This is a genomic window from Stutzerimonas stutzeri, assembly GCF_038561965.1.
GTDB classification, from domain to species: Bacteria; Pseudomonadota; Gammaproteobacteria; order Pseudomonadales; family Pseudomonadaceae; genus Stutzerimonas; species Stutzerimonas stutzeri_AA.
In genome coordinates, this window is the sequence record NZ_CP139348.1 from 2153938 (window position 1) to 2174971 (window position 21034).

Genomic DNA, 21034 nt, shown 5'->3' on the forward strand with positions numbered 1-21034 from the left:
TGCCTCGCGTGAAGTCGATGGTCAGGCGCTGTGCGCCAGGGGTTGCGCCGGCTGCAGGCGCGCGGTCAGAAAGTTCATGGCCTTGATGAATTTCCACAGATCGACTTCATGGGCATGCCGCTGGGTCTGCATGAAGCGCTGCTGGCCCAGATCAAGCAGCTCCGGCTGCAGCTTCATCTGCATCAGGCTGTGCCAGGCCGGGCTGCGCGCGGCACGGGCCTGGATATAGGCGGCGACGAAGCGGCCGGTCATATTGGCCAGGTTGCCGATGCCGGAAGGCGTGTTGAGGTAGCCGACGAACACCAGGTCGTCGTAGGCGGCCGGCAGCATGCGCAGGAACTGCGCGTCGAAATCGCGCTTCCAGTTGTAGGTCTCAAGCGGCAGGAACGGCAGGTCGATGCCATAGCCGGTGGCCCAGACAATCAGGTCGACGCTCTCCACACTGCCGTCGGCAAAGTGCACCTGCTGGCCGTCGAAATGGCTGATGTCGGGCTTGGGCAGCACGTCGCCGTGACCGATGTAGTAGAGAATCTGCGAGTTGAGAATCGGATGGCACTCGCGGATCCCATGGTCGGGCGCCGGCAGGCCGAAGTCGCGGCCATCGAAGCCCGCGAACTTGAAGCTGCGCTCGACATGGGCCCAATACTCGTCTTCGTCGGCGAATTTGGGCGCCTGGTCCATCAGCCATTCCTGGGTCGGCTGGCCGTCGATGAACTTGGGCATATAGTGATAGCCGCGGCGGGTCGAATGCAGCGCGCGTTGCGCGGTCTGCGCGGCATCCACGGCGATGTCGCAACCGGAGTTGCCGCCGCCGACCACCAGCACCCGCTTGCCACGCAGCTGCTCCGAGGAACGATAGTCGCAGGCGTGTAGGGTTGAACCACTGAAGTTGCCGGGGTAATGGGGAATCGCCGGCGTGCCAAGCAGGCCGTTGCATACCACCACTAGCTCATAGCGGGCCTGGCGGCCATCGTCGAAGGTCAGCTGCCAGCCCTGGGCGTCCCTGGCCATCTGGCTGACGCGGGTGTTGAAGCGGGTGTGTTGCGCCAGCTGATAGTGCTCGGCCAGTTGCGTCAGGTAAGCGAAGACCTGGTTATGCCGGGGGTAGTCGGGATAGTCCTCGGGCATGGGAAAATCGGCGAACTGGGTGTTGCGCCGAGAGCTGATCAGGTGCACCGATGCATACATCTTCGAGGCCGGGCCGTCGGGCTGCCAATTGCCGCCGAAGCGGGCAGTGGCCTCGATGAGCTCGAACGCCACCCCGGCTGCCTTGAGGGCCTTGGCCACACCCAGGCCACTGGCCCCGGCCCCGATAATGGCGATTGTCGGCTGCTGCATTGCGTCACTCCCTTGAAAGATTGAAATAGGGCGGCTGGTCGCGTTCAGAGCATGGCCCGGAGCAGCTCGCGAGCCTGCTCCTGGCTGATTTCCTGGCGGGCCAGGCGGTCGAGAATGTCCTGCGGCGTCTGCGCGGGCGGTGCGACGACCTCACCTGTCCGGCGCGGAGACAGCTGCGTCCCAATGTCCTTGTCGCGCACGATGGCAGCGGGTGCGTCCGGCACAGGCGGCGGGGCGCTGACCCAGTAGCGGCGCCGGAGAAATTCGTAGCCGGGCAGCGGCACCTTGCGCCATGGCTCGCCGCCCGCCGGCAGGGCCTCGCCTGTGCGGGCGTCGAGCCAGGCCTGGGCCTGTTCGCGGCAAGCGACGCTGGCAGTCGCGCCGGCCAGCAATGCCCGGCCATCTGTGCCCGGTGGCTCAAGCAGCCATTGACCGAGCAGTTGACGCAGCTCGTCGAAGTTCGCGGCGACCACCGCCAGGCGCACTTCGTCGAACCGCTGGCGGCCTTCGCTCAGGGTGCGGGCCACATCGCGGGTGGTGAAACCTTCGCGACCAAGACGCTCGGCGAACGGTTCCGAGGCCAGTGCGCGCTCACGTTCCAGATGCTCGACGAAGCGCTGCAGGTAGCCGCGCAACTGGCCAGCACCGCGGGCACTGAAGACAAATACCTGGACCCCGCTGGCGGCGGCCAGTGGCCGGGCCGCGGCATCTTCAACCAACAGGTGCGCATTGGCGCCTCCGGCACCGAACGAGCTGATCGCCGCCAGCCGTGGCAAGCCATCGACCGGTGTGGGCCAGGCGGCCAGACGCTGCTGAACCACAAACGGCGTCTTGCTGAAATCAATATTTGGATTCGGTGGCTGGGCATGAATCGATGGCGCCAGTTGCTGATGCTTGAATTGCAACAGCACCTTGGTCAGCGCGGCCATGCCTGCCGCGGATTCGAGGTGGCCGAGGTTGGCCTTAATCGAGCCGATGGGGCACTGCCAGCCGGCCGGCACCTGGGCGGCGATGGCCTTACTCAGCCCACGGATCTCGATGGGATCGCCGAGGCTGGTGCCGGTGCCGTGGGCTTCGATATAGCCCAGCCGCGCAGCCGGCAGGCCTGAGCGCTCCAGCGCCCGGCCGATTACTTGGGCCTGAGCCTCGGCGTTGGGCACGGTGTAGCCGGAGGTCCGCCCGCCATGGTTGAGGTCGCTGCCACGGATCACCCCGTGGATATGGTCGCCGTCGCGCAGGGCCTGGGCCAGCGGCTTGAGCAGAACCACGCCGACGCCTTCGCCGGGCACATAGCCGTCGCCATCAGCGCCGAAACTGCGGCATTGGCCCTGGGTCGAGGCGAAATTGAGCTCGCACAGGGTGCGATACTTGTACGGGTGCAGGGACAGATTAACGCCACCGGCCAGGGCCAATTCGCAACTGCCGCCGCGGATCAGCTCACACGCTAGGTGCAGGCTGGTCAGTGACGACGAGCACATGCTGTCGATGGCGAACGACGGTCCTTCCAGGTCGAGACAGAAGGACACCCGGTTGGCGATCGAGGCATAAGAGGAGTTGGTCAGGGTCTGCGGTTTGCGCGGCCAACTGCTGGCGCCGTAGAACTGGTATTCGCCATACATCACCCCGGCGATTACCGCCACCCGCCGCCGTGGCACCCCCGATTGACGCGGGCCGCAGAGGGTCTGCGGGGTGTAGCCGGCGTCTTCCACGGCATGCCAGGCGGTTTGCAGAAACAGCCGCTCCTGCGGATCCATGCGTTCCGCGTCGCGGGGCGAGATGCCGAAGAACAGCGGGTCGAAGCAGTCGAAGTCATCCAGCAGCCCTCCCCAGCGGGCATAAACCGGATCTTCGCTATCGGCGGGTTCCCAGCGGCCGCTGATTTCGCTGACCAGATCGTCGCCGGCGGCAAGATGCTGCCAGAGCGCCTGTGCATCGCGGGCGCCGGGATAGCGCCCGGCCAGGCCGATAATCGCGATGTCCTCGCACCGTGCCTCGCTGGAGGACGGCAATGCCTCAACCTCCTCGGGCACGGCCATGGGTTCCGGTGCCGCCGGCAGCGGCACAGGGACCAGCCGAGCGACCTCGTCGGGATGTTCTTGACCGAGCAGCGCCGCCAGTTCACGCAGGCTGCGGACCTCGAACAGCACGGTTTTCGACAGGTTCGCAAAATGCTGTTCGAGGCGCCCATTGAGCTCCATGACAAGGATCGAATCGAGGCCGAAGACCTCCAGGGCGATATCAGGATCAACCTTGTCCAGGGCCGTGGCGGTGACCTCGGCCAGCTGCCGGACCAGATAGTCGAGCAGCGATGGGCTGCTGGCTGTGACGCTGGACGTACCAAGTGACGGGGTTGTCGGAGCAGGCTCAGCTGCTTTGATCGCGAACAGCCGGGCCACCGCCTCGCGCTGGCCGCACACGGGAATCAGTACCGGCTGGGACAACGTCAGGCAGCGCAGGAATACCTCCATGCCCTGTTCGCCAGACATCAGCGCCAGGCCATGCTGGGCGAGCCACTGGCGCACCGGTTCTGGGGCCTGCATGCCGTGTTCGGTCTGCCAGAGCGGCCAAGCGATTGACAGCGAGCGGCCTTGGCGCTGGCCCTCGTTGCAGCGCTGCAACCGTGCCTCGATAAAGCGGTCGAGCCAGGCATTGGCCAGGGCGTAGGTGCTCTGCCCGACATTGCCATAGACCCCGGCCAGGGATGAACAGACCATAAAGAGTTTCAGCGGATCGCTGGCAGTGGACCGGTCAAGATGTTGGGCGGCCAGGGTCTTGCCTTGCAGAACCTTGATGCGTTCGGCCGCGGGCTGGCGCAGGAAGAAGCCGTCCTGCAATACCCCGGCGCAATGGATCACGCCGTGGCAGGCGCCGAATCGCTGGCGGATGGCGGCCAGGGCGCCGTGCAGCGACTCGCTGTTGGCGCAATCGGCCTGCCAGTAACCGGCGTCGGCCGCACCCAACTGCCGCAATTGCTGCAGCCATCGTTCGCTCTCAGTGTCAGCGGCACGGCGGCCGATAATCGCCAGCTTCAGCCCATCGATTTTCGCCATGGCGCTGCTCAAGGCCCGACCCACCGCGCCAAGGCCGCCGCTGATCAGCACCGTATCGCCACGCGCCAGATCGCTCGAGACGCTGCCGGCCTGTGGCTCGACAAACCGCAACGCGGCGAGCTGGCGCTGACCGTCGGCCAGACGTACCCGTCTGACCCCGGGCCGGACCACGGCCCGCAGTTCGCCGTCGAGTGCGGCCTGCTCGGCAACAGTCGGGCTGGCGCTGATTTCAATCACGCTGGCACTCAGGCTGGGCAGTTCCTGGACCACCGAACGCAACAGCCCGTCGATAGCGCTGGTCGGGCCGGATTGCAGCAGCACCTGAATATGCAACCGCGGTGTGGACTGGCTTAGGCAGAGTTGACGCAGCAAATCCGCCGCGTCGAGCAGCGCATCAAGGCCTTCGCCCAGCGCATCCGCGGCTGGCGAAGGCGCACGCAGATCCAGCAGCAGACGTTCGGGCGTCAGCCCCCGGGATGCCAGCAGGCGCAGCAGCAGTTCGATCTGCCGTGGGTCGCTCAAATCGGCCTCGACGGTGCATGGCGCCTGGTACTGAAAGTGTTCGGCAGCGATCAGCCGCCAGCTATGCTCCAGCAGCCAGGCGGGCAGCTGGCTGTGCGCGGCGGTACCGAACAGCAGGGTGGTCGGCACGCTTGCGCTGTCCCGCTCCGCTGCCGGGGCCGGGAGCCAGCAGGGTTCGAGCAAATGCACAGGGTTGGCCGGCGCGACCCGATACTGGCGGAACGCGAAGGCTTCGATCACCAGCAGCAGTGCCCCGGAGTCAGCGAACACCCGGAAGTCATATAGGCGCGTCTGGCTACCCGGCGTCGGGCGCGGGCACACATGAACAAACAGCCGCTCGGTTAGCGCGCCGTAGCACTGCAGCGACTGGCACGCATAGGGCACGAATGTCGCGTCGATCTGCGAACCACCCCGCGCGGCGGTGACAAAGGCGCTTTGCAGCACGGCATCGAGCAGGGCCGGGTCAAGCGTGCTGAGCGGCTCATCCGTGCGCTGCTGCGGGCGCCAACGCACTTCAGTCAGCGCCTGTTCGGCGCCGAGCCAAGCGCCGGTCAGGCAACGGAAGCTCGGTCCGTAGGCGATGCCTAGGCGTTCGAGGGTCGGATACAGCTGCTCCAGAGACAACGCATCGCGGCATTCGTCACGCAGTTGCTGCAGGTTCGGCTGGCGCGCGGGCTCGCGCGACAGAGCGCGGCACTCACCACGAAAGCTCGGGCTGGTATGGCTGTTCGGCAGGGGATGGAAGGTGATGCGCAGGGCTCCCTCATGTCGTTCGCTACGACACTCCAGAGTGCGCGGCTGCTCCGTCTGGAAACGGATCGGACTGGCCCAGGTCAACTTGTGCAATTCCAGCGGCAGGCTGAGGCCGTGACGGCGAGCCTCGTTGTAGCAGAAGTCGATAAAGGCCGCGGCGGGCAACACCGGTTGGCCCTGGATAAGATGATCACGCAGGAAAAAGCGCCGCGGATCGAGCAACACAACGCTGCGCTCGGCGGCTGCGGCTCTGTCGAGCCGTGGCAGTTGGTGGCGATCCCTGGCAAAGGGGTAGAGCGGCGCGGCGAGCGGACCGGGTTCCTGATCCCAGAAGCGGCTCCAGTTGCCGAGCTGGCCGGCGACCCAGGCTTGCGCGAGGTGTTGCGGGTCGGTACCGGCCGGTTTGGCGGTCGGCGCAGCGCCCGTGCCCGCCAGCAGGCGACCCTGATAACCGACGGCGGCGCCCTGGATAAAACGGCTCATGCCTTCGCGCAATTGCTGCAGGTTATCGGCGACCAGGGCGAAACGATAGTCGAACGCCGGACGGCAACATTGCAGGGTATAGGCCAGCTGGCTGGCGGATGCATCGGCATGGCGCTGCAACCAGTCCAGCAGGGCGCCGGCCTGCTCCCGCAGCTGGACTTCGCTACGCGCCGACAAGACGAACACCGGAACTCCCGCGCTGCTAGTGCGAACCTGAGCGTCGGGGGCCTGTTCGAGGATGACATGGGCATTGGCGCCACCGGCGCCGAAGGAGCTGATTCCGGCCCGCCGCAGGGCGCCGGCCGGCCAGTCGCAGGCTTCCTGGACAATACGCAGATGGCTGCGCTCCAGTCCGGCATCCGGGTTCAGCGTGCGGGCATGGAGCGACGGCGCCAGGCGCCGGTGCTGCAATTGCAACACGACCTTGCTCAGACTGGCCATCCCGGCCGCCGCTTCCAGATGGCCAAAATTGCTCTTGATCGAACCGATATGGCAGGTCTCGGCACTGTCGCTGGCCAAGGCCTGCTTGAGGCCTTGCAGCTCGATCGGGTCGCCCAGGCGGGTACCGGTGCCATGGGCCTCGATATAGCTGATGCTGCTGGCCGACACCTGGGCATCGGCCAGCGCCTGTTCAATCAGCGCGGCCTGGGAACTGGCGCTGGGCACCGTGTAGCCATTGGTGCGCCCACCATGGTTGATGGCGCTGCCCTTGAGCACCGCCAGCACCCGGTCGCCATCGCGCAGCGCCTGAGCGAGTGGCTTGAGCAGCAGGGCCGCGACCCCTTCACCGGGGACGAAGCCGTCTGCGGCGCTGCCGAAGGCATGGCACCGCCCGGTGGGCGAGAGCATATGTTGTTGGCACAACTGCACGTACTTGGCCGGGTGACTGTAGAGATTGACCCCGCCGACCAGGGCGGCGCGGCATTCGCCCTTGCGCAGACTGGCCATGGCCATATGCACGGCGGTCAGCGATGACGAGCAGGCAGTGTCGATGGCCAGGCTCGGCCCGCACAGATCCAGAGCAAAGGACACCCGATTGGCTACCGACCAGGGCAGACCACTGGGAATCGAGGTCTGCCCGGCCTGCCAGAGCGCCGGCCCGAGTAACGGGTAGGTATTGCTGGTGATACCGACAAACACACCGATATCCAGCGAGCCATTGGCATGGCGCAGCAACCGGCTGCGCTCGCCCAGGTGGCCGCTGTCTTCCAGGGCATGCCAGGCGCATTGCAGAAACAGCCGCTCCTGGGGATCGAGACAGGCCGCTTCGCGGGGCGGAATCGCAAAGAACTGCGCGTCGAACTGCTCGATGTCCTTGAGGAAACCGCCCCATTTGGCGTAGCTCAGGCCCGTGCCGCGGGCGTCGCTACCCGCTTCGAAAAAGCCCTCCAGCGACCAGCGCTCAGCGGGAATCTCACTGATCGAATCGAGGCCATCGAGCAGGTTCTGCCAGAGCTGATCGAGGTTGTCCGCATCGGGAAAACGGCCATGCAGGCCGACGATCGCGATATCCGCACAGGCCTCGCTCCGAGGCTCAGTGGCGAGAGGCGCCAGCACTGGCCAGCCGTCATTCGCGCGAGGTACCGCGGTCGGTGCGGGCAGTTGCTCGTGCAGGTACTTCGCACTGCTCGCTGGATGTTCGCGCAGCAGGTGGTCGGCCACCTCGCGGATACCACGGCAATCGAAAAGCAGGGTTTTACTCAGGTTGGGAAAAATCGGCTGGATCAGCTGGTTGAACTGAATTATTGCCAGTGAATTGAGCCCAATCTCATAAAACGTCGCGTCGTCGTGCAGCTCCTGCAGGGCTACGTCGGTGGCCTCGTGAAAGAGGCGGCGGACTAGGTCCATAAGCGCAGCGCGTTTCGATGCATCTACTAAATTAGGCATTGTTAACTCCTATAGGCAAACACAACTATCGATGCCGATCGTTAAAGAAGTTGTTCACGCTTGACTACAGGCAACAACAAGCAGGGTAATTTATTTTGGATCTACAAACGTGCATTAAAGAGTGATACTGGGGGCGGGATAGAATAGGATGTTTAAGATAAACAGGATCATCCACAAACCAATCTCAAGCGTTTCAGTAATAGGCTGAATACGCTTTACAGCTCCATAGGCATGGATTGCAAACATCAGGGAAAACACTACGAAAAGTACATCGAAGGAATAACTGAAGCTTGTGCCCGTAGTTGCGGAACGCAACATTGTTGCTTCGATCACCAAAATAAAGGCGCCAAGACACCGGCCAAAGTAGATGGTTAGGTGTTGCTGCTCGGGGATTGCCCAGCGCATTGCTCTAGCCCAAGCAAGTGGGGCGATAAAGATGGGCAATGCAAAGAAAAGCGTGGTCAACAGCATCAAGGTTGTTATGTATTCTTTGCTGTATTGCGCATAATAACCGAGCATTGGGCAGCTCCTTACTTATGGCGCCAATAGGCGCAATTTAAAGTTTTTGTTATGGGTCTCTTTGCTGAACATAAGAATTGCTGCGGGCGTGCATACTTGTCAAGCAAACAAAGTGCCATCAAGACCAAAGAAAGGAGAGGGGTAGTAATTACTACTACTGAAGTTCCGTAAAGTTTATGCGTAATGCAGTGGTGGATATACGAAATATTGTTTGTGAGTCCATTGCATGAACGAACAGGAGATAGCCAACTTAACCGACGGCGCCAGCAATCGTTATGTGGGAGAGTTTCACGAGGACCTGCACTATTGATTCAATGGCTTAACGGTGCGCCCGCCCGCCTTGCGCGGCCAGCACGGATCGCGCAGGGCTTATTCGTCGCTTTCTGCAACGTGATTCCGTGGACGAGCATGTCGACCTGACCACCGATGCAATACAGCACCTGTCCGGTTATGGGTGGCCTGGTAACGCGCGCCAGCTGAACAACCCGCTGCGCTGTGCGGTCGCCCTGGCTGACAACGGGATGATTGATCTCGATTGCTTACCGCAGGAGGTCCAATCTGCGCTCGCGGGGCGGACATTCCTTGCGCAAAGTCGCTCACGACGACCCGGGATGCTCGGCCAAATCACAAGAACCGCTTTGGGGAAGCGTTTGGGTTACCGCAAGTCACTCAGCTTGTAGATACACCGCATAAGTATGGGTGCACTCATAAAAACCGTGCTTGCCGTCGTACCGCTGATGCCGGAATTGCGCACCCCGGCGTGGAATCCCAGGCCAGCCCGAGTTGACGGCTGCGACATCTGTCGCGTCTTGGCGACAGGGCAAAGGGCGCACCCAGGACGTGCGATCACCATCTGTATGCGGAGCGGCGATTCAGAAGGCACTGCAGGACAGCAGGACAGCAGAACAGCAGAACTGCAGAACTGCAGAACAGCGGTCTGAGGGCTGTTTTGGGGGCATGAGCGGTAAACGGTGAAGTCGTCAGGCTCGCTTGGCATGTGCGTTGCCTTAATGACGCGAAGGGAGGATTTCCCGCTTCAGGTCGTTTCTGTAGTTTGGAACACGTGTGCCGGAGCGCTGGGTTCCAAGGCTGCCCAATCGCTTCCTTCTGGCCTGACCTGGGGCGGGCCGCTGGACGTCGTCGCGGAAAAGATCGCCCAGGTGCGCGAGAAGGCGGCCCGGCATGGTCGCACGGTGCGCTTCGGCATTCGTTTGCATGTCATCGTGCGTGAGATCAATGAGGAGGCATGGGCTGCCGCCAATCGGCTGATCAGCCACCTGGACGATGACACCATCTCGCGCGCCCAGGCCTCCCTCGCGCGCTTCGACTCGGTGGGGCAGCAACGGATGAGCGCGCTGCATGGCGGCCGCAAGGACAAGCTGGCGGTTGCACCCAATCTCTGGGCAGGCGTCGGACTGGTGCGTGGTGGCGCTGGCACTGCCTTGGTCGGCGATGGCCCGACCGTAGCGGCAAGGGTCAAGGAATACGCGGACCTTGGCATCGACACCTTCATCTTTTCCGGCTACCCGCATCTGGAGGAGAGCTATCGCGTTGCCGAGTTGCTGTTCCCGCACTTGGACATCGCCCAGCCCGAACGTCCGGCGAGCCGCGGCTACGTGAGCCCGTTCGGTGAAATGATCTCCAGCGACATCCTGCCGAAGGCGGCTGCGGCAAGCTGAGTACGCAGGGTGGGCGAAAGCCCGCGGGGTGAATGCCCCGCCTGTTGTCGGCGGCCCGGTGAAACATCGAGCCGTTGCTGAAGGCGACCGACCTTACGTAATCGAAACTCGAACATGCGGAGCATAACCATGACCTTCAATTCTCTTGGCCAACGCCTGGCGCCGTGAGCCTTGCCGGTTGCGGTGCTGGCGGCCTGGCAGGGCGCGGTGGTCTTCGGGCTGTTGTCCACCCGCGTCCTTCCGGCGCCGAGCGCCGTGCTTGCGGCCGGCTGGGACTTGCTCGACAGTGGCGAGCTCTGGACACATCTGGCCATAGCGGCTGGCGCGCGGGCATCGGCTTCGCCATTGGCGGTGGGATCGGCCTGCTGCTGGGCTTCATCACCGGATTGTCGACCTGGGGCGAACGACTGCTCGACAGCTCGGTGCAGATGATCCGTAATGTGCCGCACCTGGCGCTGATCCCGCTGGTCATCCTCTGGTTTGGCATCGACGAGGGCGCGAAGATCTTTCTCGTCGATTATTGAATAGCACATCCGGGGCGCCGGACGTGATGGCGGGTGTGCCATGTCTGGGAATCGGGCAGGAGGCTGGGTCGCTCAGGCAAGCGGCGGGTTTGCCTGACATGAGAGCCCTTCTCGGTTTCGTCCAGATATCGATCAGTTGGATCAACGTTGGCCAATGTAGCGAACTGCATAGAGCGTTGCGGTGATCTTCGTCGCGCATCGCATTCATCACCGACCCCAACGAGCTGCTAATCGCTAGGGCGCAGGAGGTGATCTGGAGTGGTAGCGTCAGTTCGGACGCGACGGGCCTCTCGGCGCGAGTGTGTTCGTCCGGGCGGCGCTTCGGTGAGACGTAAAAGACTCCGTCTCCGATTAATTGAATGCGATTGGTACCCGGGCAGCCGACATCGAACGATGGGTACTGATACTCAGGGCAGAACCGCGTTAGCTAGTGCTGCCTGGTATTGACCAGGTCGCTGTGCTGGCGCCACTGGCGGGGGCTTACGCCGAACCATCGGCGGAACGCACGGGAAAAGGCACTGGTTTCCGAATAGCCCAGCAACGGGGCTAGTTCCGATATGCGCAGCTGTTGCTGTCGCATATAGTGGGTCGCCATTTCCTGGCGCTGTTTGTCCACCAGCGCAGAGAAGGTCAGCCCCTGATCGCGCAAGCGCCGCTGTAGCAACCAGATGGTCATGCCGATCTGCTCGGCGATATCCTCCAACCCCGGCTCGCCCAGCACCAGGCGCTGGCGGATATGTGCGCGTGCATCATCGACGACGTCAGGTTCATCGCGGCCCGCCAGGCTGAGCTGGCGCAGGGAATCAGCTTGCGTATTCACTGCTTTCTAGCCAGCCAGCAGTCCGCGCCAACTCTGGTACCAGACTGTTAACGGCTAGAAGCGCAATCAAAGGTGGAAATGGCCCACCGCCTCCGGCTGGTAAAGCACTTTCCTGATTGCAATCCGGCAGGCCCGATCAGAAATTCGCCAGTCGATGACGTCCCCTTCCTGATAGCCCAGGATGGCAGCGCCGATGTCGGAGCACACGGAGTGCCTTCCCGCGCGGATGTCTGCGTCTTCCGGGTAGACCAAGGCCACTTCGATCTCTTCTTCGTCCACCTGCAGCAAGGCTTTAGAGTTCATCGTGACAACATTACGCGCCACCTGCTGCGGCTTGACGATAATCGCTCGTTCAAGCTCGTGTTCGATTTCAACAACGACCGGGCCTTGCTCCATCGCAATCAGACTCTCGAGCCTGGCTTTGTCGATTTCAGTGATGTAGATCCTAGTGGAGTCGCCAACGTCGCCGTCGCGCAGGAAATGGAGATAGCGCCCGAAGGTCATAGAGAATGATTTCAATGCAGGCGCTTCGCTCTCAAGCAGAAATCCGCTGCGCAGAAAGGCTTTTACCGAGCGCACATTGTCCGAGTGGATCTTGGCGATGAGCTTTTCGGCGCGCATGTCGAGAAAAGCCAGTTTCATACCTTCGCGGATCGTACTGGCGCCGAGGTTCCGGCCCCACTTGTCGCTGTCTCCGATGACCAAGACTATTTCACACTTTGCGCCGGTCTTGATGAGACGGACAAAGCCCACCGGAGCGTCATGCCGGTTATAGGCCATGAAGAAACGGCCGCCCCGGTTGAACAGCTGGGTCAGGATCGGTAATTGAGTACGATTGATGGCTTGCTCGATGAAGCGGGAAGTATGACGCGAGTCGCTCAGGTAGCAGGTGACACGCTCATCATCCAACCAGTCCATCAGCATCAGCGCGTGTTCCCGAGTGATCTCAGGGCACAGCGAAACGAAAGGCTTTTTCATCTTCACCACACGAGTCTGTAAAGAATGAAAGCCCTCCATGGCTATAGCCATGACGGTTCTTTCGGCAGCCGGCCATCTTAAGACATAACGCGGGAAATGCCGAACAGGTGCCTTGTTGCGGCACGCTGACGACGGCGGGGTAGTGCGCACGGGGAACGAGCGCCTGCACGTAACGGCCTCGCAACAAACTCATAGGCACCTTGGCTTTGAGGGGGTTAGAGGCGCTGCAGGTCGACTCGAAAGAGATGCTGGCAGGAACTGTCGCTGAAGTTGCCATGCGGGCTGCAATGCCCGCTTTTGGCCGGTAGCGCCTGTTGCGGCCATCTGCTAATAGCCGGTTATAGGCTGTCACGGCCGTCAACAGCAGACCCATTATGGCCATTCATGGAGACCCAAACTGGCACAACCCAAGGAGAAACTACCGGCTCAGTAGCCTGGCCAGCGGCCTTAACCACCGCGGTCTCCAGGCCAGGGTGAAGACCATGACATAGCCGCCGGGCGGCAGCAGAAGCACCCAGATCAGGCTGCCGAAAGCCACGCCTTGATAGATCCAGGCCAGTAGCAGGCTCAATGCCAGGCTGCCCCAGCCGATAGGGGCTATCCAAGCTTGGCGCTGAGAGTAAACGTTCAGCGTTTTCCAGTGTTTGTTCTGGGCTAGCGCCAAGCACGCCAGGCCGAGTAGATAGAGAACCAGCAGGCTGGTAATGAGCAGCAGATCAAGCATCCTCGAGCGCCTTATATTGCAAGCGCCGAGGCCTGCGCCGGCCCAGGCGCAGCCAGGTATAGGCAGCCAGCCAAGCGCTAAGCAATAAGCAGCCATCTACCGCGGCTACGGCCCAGTGGGACTGGCTCAGGCTTCGCCATAGATAGTCGCCGGTGGTTATGCCGTTGAGCAACAGCGTCACCAGGGCCAGCACGGCGATAGCCGCACATTGGCTTCGCCAGGGCGCACGGCTGTCGCTGGAGCGGAAAACCATGAGGAGCGCGTGCACGGCTGCGGCCAACCAGGTGGCGAAGAACAGCCACAGCTCCCAACTCGCCCGCTGCACCAGACTCTCCGGTAACAGCCTATTGCTCGCCAGCATGGCCAGGGTCGCCAGCGGTAGGCCGGTGATCAGGCAGGCCGCCAGCACTTCGGCCATACGCAGGCCCGCTCTGCCCTGGGGCAGGCGCAAGCGACGTTTCTCGGCCCAATACAGCAGGCCGCTGGCCAGCACAAGGCAGCAGCTGACCCCGGCCAGGAAGTACAACGCACGCAGCAATGGCTGCTGGAAATACGCCACGTGCAGCCCAGCCAACAGGCTATAGATGGAGGCTGCCGGTTTGAGCCTGGCTTGATGTAACAGCTGCCCGCTGGGGCCATCGAAGTACAGGGTGTCGGCGTCCTGGCTCACTCGACTGGCAAGAGAACGGCTGATTTCCACATAGGCCTGGGCATCGTCCGGGTGCCAGACGCGGATGAATGCCGGCTCTCCGCCTTTCCATATCGTTCGTGCCTGCTCGGCCATGTCATCCAGCGACGCCAGGCTGCTAGCCTGGCCTGACGCTGACCGGCTAAAGAGGTCACGCGCCTCGCTGGCGAGCTCACCGGCCTGCTCTTGGTAGGTCGCCAGCATGCCGGCCGGTAAATAGTGCGGAAAGCTGATAACCAGGCCGCTCAGCAGCAGGGTCAGAAAGAACGGCAGGGCGAACACCCCGGAGAGGTTGTGCAGATCCAGCAAACGCCTCGCTGTCTTGTCCGGCCGAAAGCTGAAGAAGTCCTTGAACAGCCGCACATGGATCAGCAGCCCGGCGATGATTACCAGTAGCCCGGCCATGCTGGCCAGGCCAACCAGCAGCAGGCCCAGGCGACCGGCCTCCAGGTGCAGCGTGTAATGGAAGCGGTAAAAGAAGTCTCCGCCCTGGCTAGCCGTCGTTTCGAGCACATGGCCAGTGCCTGGGTCGATAAAGCGGCTTTGCCCCTTGCCCTGCAGATCCCAGGTCTGCAGACGTAGCGGCGGCACCCGGCTGCTGGGCAGTTCTATAAACCATTGCTCCAGCGCCTGCCCCGCAATTAGCGACTCAACCACCGGCAGCACGTGACGATCCAGGGACAGCTCGGCTGCAGCCGTTGGCAGCCGCGTCTGCGGCAGCATCCAGCGGTCCAGCTCGCGATCGTACAAAGCCAGACTGCCCGTAAAGAACACCACGAACAGCAGCCCCGTGAAGGCCAGGCCGAGCACGCTGTGCAGCCAGAGCATGGCCTGACGCAAGTTGCTAAACATCAGGGATTCCCCACCAGCGGCTGACCACTTCCAGCAAAACGCTAGCCGCCATCAATACACCCCAGAGTCGCAATGGCCGCTTAACTGCAAGTGCCGCGATGACGAGCGCCGGATAGAGTACAAAGCCCAGCAGGCTGCTGAAGATCGCCACTTCACTGCGCGCCAAGCCCAGGTGCAACAAGACCAGCCCGGTAAAGCCCGTAAGCGCCCAGATAGCGGCATAGCCGCCCACCAGCACAACAAGCAGATAAGCGCCACGTGCCAGAGCCGTATTCCTTGCCGGCGTTTTCGCTAGAGTGTGCACGCCCGTCCCCCTAAATCAGGCCAGAGCGCGTGGCGGATCGCTCTGGCCGCTGTTTTGGCATCACTCCAAGGTTAGAGGTCGTAGTGCAAAACCAGCCCTACGGTCCGGGGGGCACCCACATCGATGATGTCGCCACCCCGGTTGTTGGTGACGTACTCCTTGTCGAACAGGTTTTTCACGTAGCCCGACACGGCCAAGCCCTTGATCAGCTCATATTCGGCATTGAGGTTGACCAGTACAAAGTCATCACTGCGGCGTGTATGGATCACGTCACCGCTGGCGTCGAACTCGTACTGCGATGGGCTGCCTTCCTGATAGATCACGTCGCTGGTGACTTTCAGGCCATTGTCGAAGCGATAGCTGCCACCGACCGAAACCTTGTACTTGGGTGCATAGAGGAACGACTCGCCACTGAGGTCGTCACCATCGCCAAATACAAAGTCGCCGTAACGCCCATCGGTGTAGGCGAGCCCGGCATTCACCTGCAGGCGGCTGGTGAGATCCTGCTCGACGAACAACTCCAGGCCCCTGATGGTGCTGTTGGCGGCGTTATACACCTGGAAGAAGTCACCGGCGTTATCGAGCATGCTCACCTGCTGGTCCTTCCAGTCGGTGTAGTACAGGTTGGCCCGAGCTCGCAGGCTGTCGTCCAGCCACGAACCACGGTATGACAGCTCGTAGTTGATGGTGTATTCCGGATCGTAGTCGGCGTGCCCGCCGCCGGCGCGGACGTTGACACCACCGCCGCGGTAACCTTTCTGCACCATGAAGCCGAGGTACTGATCGGCTGCGAACTGATAGTCCAGCCCGAGCTTTGGCAGCAGTGCGTTGAACGTTTTCGATACCTGGCCAGGGCTGGAAAAGTCATCCTGCTCGACATCGGTATCGTTCTGCTCTTTGTCGTAGCGCAGGCCGGTGATCAGGGTCCAGTCAGGCACAAAGGTCCAGTTCAGTTCGCCGAACACCGCCTTGTTGTGGATCCTGGTGTAGCCCTTCACGGTGCCAAGCAGATTGCCATTGTTGCTCAGCCTGTCGTGGTAGGCGTTGCTGGTGCGGCCGTAATAAGCGCCGGCAAAACCGCGCAGGCTTTCGCCCTCGTAAGCCAGCCGCAGCTCCTGGCTGAACAGGTGGGTTTCCTGGGTGCGCGCGACCTCCTGGTTGCGAGTGGCGGTCTGGTCAAAGTCCAGCCGCGACTGGTAATCCGACTGCGTACCGGTGGTCAGGCTGGTCAGGGTAAAGGCCTCGCCCAGGCGGTAGTCGGCTTTGGCGGTGGCGGTATTCTGCTGCAGCTTGTCGAAGGCCTTGGTGTTGGAGGCGATCTTGTAATACTGCACATCGTTGTTGCTGCGCAGAATCGAATTGTCGCCCTGCTGGCTGTTGTGGTGGACGTAGGTAAGCAGTACGTCGAGGTCGTCGTTGGGCAGGATCAGCAGCTTGCCCCGGGCATTCTTGTTGCGGTTGGGGTTGGCGTCGCTGCCAGTGGTGATGTTGTCGATATAGCCATCACCGTCCTGGTAATCCACGGCCACGCGGCCGGCCATCACACCATCGACCAGCGTGCCGCCACCGGCCACCGCGGCGCCGCTTTCGCCATAGCTGCCGGCATTGGTTTGTGCCGAGAAGGTCGGCTCGAAGGTGGGGTTGCGGGTTTGAATCACCACCGCACCAGCCAGGGAGTTACGGCCCTGGGTGGTGGATTGCGGGCCGAGCAGCACTTCCACCTGCTCCACATCCCACATCGACATCGGGCTCAGGGTCAACGCCCGATTAGGCTGCTGGGCTCCGTCCACGTACACCGAAACGGCACCGTTCAGGGTCGCCGGGCCTTGATCATCGAAGCCCGAAACCGGTACGCCGCGGATGCCCCAGTTTTCATTGCCGGCCTGGGTGTACACGCCCGGGGTGCGGCTGAATACGCTGCCGATATCCCTGTCGCCATGCGCGCGCATGCTCTCGGCTGTCTCGACCACGACGCTGGACTGGGTTTGTGCCAGGGTACGGCTAATTTTTTCGCCGCTGACCATGAGCGGGGCGAGCTCAATTGGTGCGGCAGGCGCTGGGCTCGGCGCTGCGGCTGCGTCGGGCACCACGATATAGGTGTGTTCGTCCTGCTGTTGCACCTTGAGGCCGCTATTGCCGAGCAACCTCTGCAAGGCTTCAGAGGTGGTATAGCGACCGCGCAACGCCGGCGTCTGTTTGCCGGCCGCGATATCGCTGGAAAAGAGAATCTGCGCGTCGGACTGGTTGGCCAAGGCGTTCAGCGACTGTTCGAGCGGTGCGGCCGGCAGGTCGAAATCGACTTCAGTGGCAGCCTGGGCTATCGACGACAAGCCAAGCAACAGGCTGCTGGCCAACAGGGAAAGGCGCAGGGTCTGGGTTATCACGCGTGGATCTCCGGGAAAGTGTTGTGTTCCTGGAGTTAGCCGCCACAGCGAAGAGGAAACCCTACCCGGGGACTTTATTTATTTTTGCGTGTGCGCCGCGTCAGATGCAGCGTGCCATCGGTATCAGCGTTCAGCTCTAGCGGCAGGATCTTCGGCAGCAATGCCAGCATTACGTCCAGGCGCGCGCTATCGAAAGCCCCCGATACCGGAAGCTCGGCAAGGCTGCTGTCATCCATGGCGATGGGCTGGCGCTGGTAACGCTGAATTACCTCAAGCACTTCACGCAATGGCGTGCGCTCGAATACCAGGCGACCCTCTTTCCAGGCGACAAAGGCCGCAGCGTCGACCCGCGCAGGTTTCCCGAGCCGACCATTGTGTACCGCAATCTGCTCGCCTGCCCCGAGGCGGATGCCTGCATCGTTAACACGAACATCGACGTTGCCTTCTTCTACCGTGACACGCACATCGTCCTGATAACGACTGACGTTGTAGCGAGTGCCGACCACCTTGATCTGGGTCGAGCCCGCGGTGGTCAGGAATGGGCGATAGAGGGCCGGGGCGACAGTGAAAAGTGCCTGGCCAGCTTGCAGTTCCACCCGGCGTGAGCGCAGGTGCCAACTGACCTTGATCCGACTAGCAGCATCCAGAGTTATGCGACTGCCGTCCGCCAGCGGGATACCCTGATGCTCACCAATAGCGCTGCCAAACTGCTCGGTCTTGTAGCTGGGGTCGAGCCAGGCCAGAACGCCGGCAAGCCCCAGCGTGGCGATCAGGATGCTCTGCGTGGTGAGGCTGCGGGGTTTAGGTTTTTTTGCCGGTGCTGGCAGCGGAAAGCGCTTTTTCAGCTCATCGCGGTGGCGTGCGATGGCGTCGTCAGCGGGGACGAATGCGTTCTGTTGCGGCTCGTTCTGGTTCATGACTGAGCCTTCTGGTAGCCGAGCATGATACGGCAGCGGGTCATGCCCAGCTTGAGGTGCTTCTCCACGGCCTTCAGCGATATCCCCAGCTGCACTGCAACCTCTTTCTGCGGCAGCTCATGGATCTTGTGCATGATGAACACCTGCTGGCAGCGTGGCGACAAGGTAGAGACAGCGGCGCTGAGGCGCTCCAACTCGTCAGCGACCTGGTGATGGCACTCCGGGCTTAATGCGCTGCAGGTGATTTCCGGTAAGTTTGCATGTTCGTCGATCCAAGCCTGTCGCCGCCTCTCGCTGCGGTAATGGCTGATGGCACGATCGTGGGTGATCTTGCGCAGCAGGGCCAAGGGCAGACGCACACCTTCCTTCTCGGGCGACTCAAGCAGCTGTACGCAAACGTCGTGCACGACCTCATGCGCCGTATGACGATCACCAAAGCGGCGGCGCACAGAATCGACCAACTCTTCGTAATGACGGGTTAGCACCGTAACCAAGGATGATCGGGATGGGGCGTGAGACACGAGGGGGCCGCAAGAGCGCAAGGAGTAAGGCTGCGAATATAAATGAGAACTCTTAGCAATTGAAAGAAGTGAATGTGCTCTTCGACTGCCACAGAGGGCTATATCAACCAGTTCGGTAAGAACGCCTGTGAGCTTGTTACGCTGACACCCGACAAAGGCCTTATGTTGATCCTTCCTAGCCGCTAACGAGGGGGATGAGCAATGACCCGAAGAACCTCTGTTAGGTAATGGCGGGTGAGTGCTTGCCAGGAAATTCGGCCACCGGCACGGTGCAATCTGCGTCTAATTCGAAAACAGGCGCTTGTGCGAACGCTCCGCCAAATGTGTATTCCAAGTCATTCGATGGCGGCTGACAAACGTGCCCAGTCATGCGCCAGGGGCTTCTAATCTTACGAGGCCGCCAAGGGCAATCAGGCCAGGCGCCTAGCCTGGTCCGCAATAATCACCTTGGTAATTGCACGCAAGCAGCGTAGCTCCCCGGCAAGCGTTGGCTTGAGCGAAGGCTGCTCACTGCCAAGCTGCTGATGGGCCCGTTCGGTCGTTTCGTAGAGACTGACGGACTCCCTCATTACGGCATTGCGCAGCCGATCGACCATGGCACTGGCCGTCGCAGCCTTGATTCCCATCCTCCGGCCGGCCTCGACCAGGGCTGAACGACCAATTTCCGCCACCCGCGCCGTCTGGCCGATCGGCCAGGCCAGCGTAGATCCCAGTGGCCAGCGATCCCTATCGAACGCGCGTGTCTCGTAAACGGCGGTACTGAGCAGGTCATAGAATGGGGCCATGCCGATACCATCATGGCTTACGAGAAAGCTCAGGTTCTTCAGGTGTGCATCCGTGTTGCCTACCAGTACGTTGAAGACCAGCCATTGGAAAAGCTGTGCACGCGCGATCGCCGGCGCCGAACACAGATTGGCCAGTCGTGCCAGTTGCTCGACGCTGCCGGCGGTGTACTTGTAGGTCCGATCCAAACCGAGCAGTTGGCAGGCATCAATGCAATGAATGCGGCTCCAGCCCTGACTCTCGTGACGTCGGTCGAATCGCTGGATCAGGTATACGGGTTGCGGGACGTAGCGGCGCTCAACGGCGGGCACGTTCAGTTTCGCCCGTGCGGCCAGGGTCATCACGAACCATTCGTTTATGACAGAGTGGGCGTATGACAGGTCGGGGTGATCGGGTTTGAGGATGTGTGTGGAGGCGGTACCGCCTTCGGGTTCCCGGAGGCCGTCGGGGCCCAGGATGACGGCGAGCTTGTGTTGTGCGCCAGCAAGCGACATCCGTTTCCTGGCTTCATGGGTCAGCGCGATGCTGGGCATCAGCCGGATCCGCCGCGACAGCGCCTCGTCGGACAGCGGATGGGTGGCGTGAGGTCCTTTGGAGGTGCCTTGCGCAAGCAGCGTCACCGAGCCTGCAGACTCGGCGCCATAGTGCGCCAGCAGTGCGAAGGCATCGTGGGCATCGAGCTGCGCCGAACCGGCCAACAGGGTTCGCTGGCCTTCCTCGGGCAGCAGATTGTCGAAGTACCACTGCACCGGGCGACTGGTGGCGCCATCGCGTTGCAGCCCTTCGACCAATGGAATGCCCGGGCAAAGCGGATAAGCATCCGGGTGGGCCAGCCATTGCTTGGAATACTCGAACGCCCACAAGCCGTTTGCTTCGTGAAGCGCGCCAACGAACCGGTCGTTAATCCAGGCCTCGAGCGTACGCGACATCAGTTCGCCTCACTCCGGCGCGTCTCGAGCTTTTTCGTCTCGGCTTCGTGCAGGGCTCTGGCTTGCTCCGGTATCTCGGCGGTGAGGCGTATGCCCAACTGGTCCAGCACCTGAAACAGCTTGCTCCATTGCACGGAGTCGTCGCCGCGCTCGACCTTGCCCAAGAAGTTTTCGCTGACGCCTATCGTGCCTGCGGTATCGTCCTGGCGCAGTCCAAGTGCCTTGCGCGTAGCGCGCACGAGAGGGCCAATGTCCGATGCAGAACCGAGTGTAATCTTCATTATTAATCCTCACGATCGCGTGGATAATAGCTGAAGCGGCTTGAAACGCAACGTAATCCTCACGATCGTAAGGATAAAGTGCCCGAGAGGGGTGGATA

At 61.9% G+C, this 21034-nt stretch carries 13 protein-coding genes and 3 pseudogenes; 2 read left to right on the plus strand and 14 right to left on the minus strand.

Annotation, left to right across the window (positions count from 1 at the left end; genetic code table 11):
* Positions 1 to 21: 21 nt before the first annotated feature.
* The 3 genes from SM130_RS09940 to SM130_RS09950 form a co-directional block, all read right to left on the minus strand.
* Positions 22 to 1338, minus strand: coding sequence for a flavin-containing monooxygenase (locus tag SM130_RS09940; RefSeq protein WP_256045100.1), 1317 nt, complete (start codon positions 1336 to 1338; stop codon positions 22 to 24).
* A 44-nt stretch (positions 1339 to 1382) separates the two neighbouring features.
* Positions 1383 to 8033, minus strand: coding sequence for an SDR family NAD(P)-dependent oxidoreductase (locus SM130_RS09945; RefSeq protein WP_342369138.1), 6651 nt, complete (start codon positions 8031 to 8033; stop codon positions 1383 to 1385).
* 114 nt (positions 8034 to 8147) lie between these two features.
* Positions 8148 to 8552 (minus strand): hypothetical protein, encoded by a 405-nt coding sequence (locus tag SM130_RS09950; protein WP_256045097.1) that lies wholly within the window; start codon positions 8550 to 8552, stop codon positions 8148 to 8150.
* Positions 8553 to 9661: 1109 nt separating this feature from the next.
* On the opposite strand from SM130_RS09950, the pseudogene SM130_RS09955 reads away from it, so the two are divergent.
* Together SM130_RS09955 and ssuC are read left to right on the plus strand one after the other, a co-directional pair.
* Positions 9662 to 10231 (plus strand): annotated as a pseudogene (locus SM130_RS09955) (LLM class flavin-dependent oxidoreductase); the annotation flags it as partial.
* A 171-nt stretch (positions 10232 to 10402) separates the two neighbouring features.
* Positions 10403 to 10746, plus strand: a pseudogene (ssuC, locus tag SM130_RS09960) (aliphatic sulfonate ABC transporter permease SsuC); the annotation flags it as partial.
* A 436-nt stretch (positions 10747 to 11182) separates the two neighbouring features.
* On the opposite strand, the pseudogene SM130_RS09970 reads toward ssuC, so the two are convergent.
* The 11 genes and pseudogenes from SM130_RS09970 to SM130_RS10020 all read right to left on the minus strand — a co-directional run.
* Positions 11183 to 11560, minus strand: a pseudogene (locus tag SM130_RS09970) (helix-turn-helix transcriptional regulator); the annotation flags it as partial.
* 81 nt (positions 11561 to 11641) lie between these two features.
* Complete coding sequence (locus SM130_RS09975; RefSeq protein ID WP_256045096.1) at positions 11642 to 12604, minus strand: bifunctional GNAT family N-acetyltransferase/nucleoside diphosphate kinase regulator; 963 nt, start codon at positions 12602 to 12604, stop codon at positions 11642 to 11644.
* Entirely contained in the window at positions 12522 to 12926 is a 405-nt protein-coding gene (locus SM130_RS09980) for a hypothetical protein (protein WP_342369143.1), read from the minus strand. Before SM130_RS09980 ends, SM130_RS09975 begins: the two co-directional genes overlap by 83 nt.
* 45 nt (positions 12927 to 12971) lie before the next feature.
* Positions 12972 to 13277 carry a DUF3325 family protein gene (locus tag SM130_RS09985; protein ID WP_256045095.1) on the minus strand — a complete coding sequence of 102 codons (306 nt, stop codon included), beginning with the start codon at positions 13275 to 13277 and terminating at the stop codon, positions 12972 to 12974.
* Positions 13270 to 14817, minus strand: coding sequence for a PepSY-associated TM helix domain-containing protein (locus SM130_RS09990; protein ID WP_256045094.1), 1548 nt, complete (start codon positions 14815 to 14817; stop codon positions 13270 to 13272). Before SM130_RS09990 ends, SM130_RS09985 begins: the two co-directional genes overlap by 8 nt.
* Positions 14810 to 15121, minus strand: a complete 312-nt coding sequence (locus SM130_RS09995; RefSeq protein ID WP_256045093.1) for a hypothetical protein — start codon at positions 15119 to 15121, stop codon at positions 14810 to 14812. Before SM130_RS09995 ends, SM130_RS09990 begins: the two co-directional genes overlap by 8 nt.
* Before the next feature lie 71 nt (positions 15122 to 15192).
* Complete coding sequence (locus tag SM130_RS10000; protein ID WP_256045092.1) at positions 15193 to 17505, minus strand: TonB-dependent receptor domain-containing protein; 2313 nt, start codon at positions 17503 to 17505, stop codon at positions 15193 to 15195.
* A 74-nt stretch (positions 17506 to 17579) separates the two neighbouring features.
* On the minus strand, positions 17580 to 18422 hold the full coding sequence (locus tag SM130_RS10005; protein WP_256045091.1) for a FecR family protein: 843 nt from the start codon (positions 18420 to 18422) through the stop codon (positions 17580 to 17582).
* On the minus strand, positions 18419 to 18943 hold the full coding sequence (locus SM130_RS10010; RefSeq protein WP_256045090.1) for an RNA polymerase sigma factor: 525 nt from the start codon (positions 18941 to 18943) through the stop codon (positions 18419 to 18421). The genes SM130_RS10005 and SM130_RS10010 overlap by 4 nt, the downstream gene beginning before the upstream one ends.
* 410 nt (positions 18944 to 19353) lie before the next feature.
* The gene (locus SM130_RS10015) at positions 19354 to 20655 is read right to left on the minus strand and encodes a HipA domain-containing protein (protein WP_256045089.1); all 1302 of its coding nucleotides are present in this window, start codon (positions 20653 to 20655) and stop codon (positions 19354 to 19356) included.
* Entirely contained in the window at positions 20655 to 20936 is a 282-nt protein-coding gene (locus SM130_RS10020) for a helix-turn-helix domain-containing protein (protein WP_042919813.1), read from the minus strand. Before SM130_RS10020 ends, SM130_RS10015 begins: the two co-directional genes overlap by 1 nt.
* Positions 20937 to 21034 lie beyond the last annotated feature (98 nt).

Bases quoted from the DNA above. Each gene is read 5' to 3' on its own strand.
- SM130_RS09940 (WP_256045100.1), bottom strand. From the start codon at position 1,338: ATGCAGCAGCCGACAATCGCCATTATCGGGGCCGGGGCCAGTGGCCTG.
- SM130_RS09945 (WP_342369138.1), bottom strand. From the start codon at position 8,033: ATGCCTAATTTAGTAGATGCATCGAAACGCGCTGCGCTTATGGACCTA.
- SM130_RS09950 (WP_256045097.1), bottom strand. From the start codon at position 8,552: ATGCTCGGTTATTATGCGCAATACAGCAAAGAATACATAACAACCTTG.
- SM130_RS09975 (WP_256045096.1), bottom strand. From the start codon at position 12,604: ATGGCTATAGCCATGGAGGGCTTTCATTCTTTACAGACTCGTGTGGTG.
- SM130_RS09980 (WP_342369143.1), bottom strand. From the start codon at position 12,926: ATGGGTCTGCTGTTGACGGCCGTGACAGCCTATAACCGGCTATTAGCA.
- SM130_RS09985 (WP_256045095.1), bottom strand. From the start codon at position 13,277: ATGCTTGATCTGCTGCTCATTACCAGCCTGCTGGTTCTCTATCTACTC.
- SM130_RS09990 (WP_256045094.1), bottom strand. From the start codon at position 14,817: ATGTTTAGCAACTTGCGTCAGGCCATGCTCTGGCTGCACAGCGTGCTC.
- SM130_RS10005 (WP_256045091.1), bottom strand. From the start codon at position 18,422: ATGAACCAGAACGAGCCGCAACAGAACGCATTCGTCCCCGCTGACGAC.
- SM130_RS10015 (WP_256045089.1), bottom strand. From the start codon at position 20,655: ATGTCGCGTACGCTCGAGGCCTGGATTAACGACCGGTTCGTTGGCGCG.
- SM130_RS10020 (WP_042919813.1), bottom strand. From the start codon at position 20,936: ATGAAGATTACACTCGGTTCTGCATCGGACATTGGCCCTCTCGTGCGC.